Source organism: Streptomyces sp. TRM64462 (assembly GCF_013362995.1).
Taxonomy (GTDB): Bacteria; Actinomycetota; Actinomycetes; order Streptomycetales; family Streptomycetaceae; genus Streptomyces.
Genome location: NZ_JABWDV010000194.1, coordinates 1 through 1,495, shown reverse-complemented (window position 1 = coordinate 1,495; position 1,495 = coordinate 1). Strand labels below are relative to the sequence as shown.

At 75.1% G+C, this 1,495-nt stretch carries 2 protein-coding genes; both read right to left on the bottom strand.

Translation table 11 applies throughout. The features are described 5' to 3' along the window. Positions 1–588 (bottom strand): helix-turn-helix transcriptional regulator (locus HTZ82_RS32110; protein ID WP_254711733.1); only part of this gene is annotated, 588 nt, incomplete at its 3' end. Between the two features lie 242 nt (positions 589–830). Further along, positions 831–1,495: DUF3017 domain-containing protein (locus tag HTZ82_RS32105; RefSeq protein WP_254711732.1), on the bottom strand; the 665-nt coding region annotated here is incomplete at its 5' end.

Here is a 1,495-nt window from a genome sequence, read left to right as displayed (position 1 = left end):
GGAGGGCTGCGGGGACGGGTCGCGGGGCGCCGGGCCGTTGGGGCCGCCGTCGGGCGGGATGACGGAGGGCCGCGGCTGCCCGGGCGTGCCGGAACCGGCGACGGGCCAGACGACGGGAGCGGGCGCGGCACCCGGACCGGACGGCGTACCGGGACCGGAGGGTGCGCCCGGGGCGGAAGGCCCCGCCGGGGACGGGGGTGTGCCGTCCGGGGGTGTGCCGCCCGGGGCGTCCCGGGCGTCCGGGGCGTCCGGGGCGTCCAGGGCGGCGCGGGCCTGGGCGATACGGAGGGCCTCCATCGTGCGGTCGTGGCGCATCTCCGCGCGGCTCCAGGCCCGTTCCGCCAGCTCCCACATCGTCGAGAGGTGCACCGGGTCGGTCCCGGTCACCTCCGCCAGCGCGAGGATCGCGCCCTTGGGCGCGAGCAGCCGCCCGTTCAGATACCGCTCCCACGAGGTCTTGCTGTACCCCGTACGGTCCGCCACCGCGGCGACGCTGAGCCCACTGCGGTCCACCAGCCTGCGGAGCTGCCCCGCGAACTCCCTGACCTGCGGGTCGAGTTCCTCCGGCAGCGCCTTCCAACGAGGCATCACTCCCCCTTAGTCCCCCGGTCCGTGCGTGATGTGCCCTTGAGGATGCGCGAAGCAAGGATGGCAGTTCCGGGGCACGGTTTCCCGTTCGTGGCGGACTGCTCACACCGTGCCGGAATGGTCGCCTCCGTGCCACAGCGAACTGACATCTCTTGATCGAAATTGGCACGTCCATGACTCTGGATGTCAGACGGCGCCCGTCCTGACTCGGGGGAGGGGATGGGCGCCGTCGGTACGTTCCCTCACCGGACGGTGAAGCGCACCGCTTCCTTCAGGAACGGGATCTCCAGCCACGGGCCCGGCTGCGTCATCAGGGCGAACAGCACGATGGCCCCGCCCAGCGCCGCGTACGTGATCATGTCCGTGAACCGGGACCGTACGGCCAGCATGCCGACCGACGGCAGCGCGCGCCGCAGCCCGGCGCCGGTCAGCAGGGCGGCCCCGATCAGCAGCGCGCCGATCCGGGGCGCGTGCCGGAACGGGTCGAAGCCGATGATCAGCAGGCCCAGCGCGGTGAGCCCCAGCACGGTGAGGAGCGGCCACTGCCGCGCGGGCGCGGGCGCGTCCCCGGGCGCCGCCCTGCCGCCGCCCTCGGGGCGGGACGTCCCCTGCGTGACGGCATGCGCCCGCCGTGCGGTCCTGCCCGCGCCGGTCGCCGCACCCGCCGGGGCTTCGGCCCGCCGCCCCTCCGCGACGACGCCGCCGCCGTCGGCCGCCTTCGGGCGGCCGGTTCGGGCCCCGGCCTCGGGCTCGGGCTCGGGCTTGGACTCGGGCTCGGATTCGGCCTCGGACTTGGGTTCGGCCCCTGCCTCGGGCTCGGCCTCTGCCTCGGGCTTGGGCTCGGGCTCGGACTCGAATTCGGCCTCTGCCTCGGGCTCGGACTCGAATTCGGCCTCTGCCTCGGGCT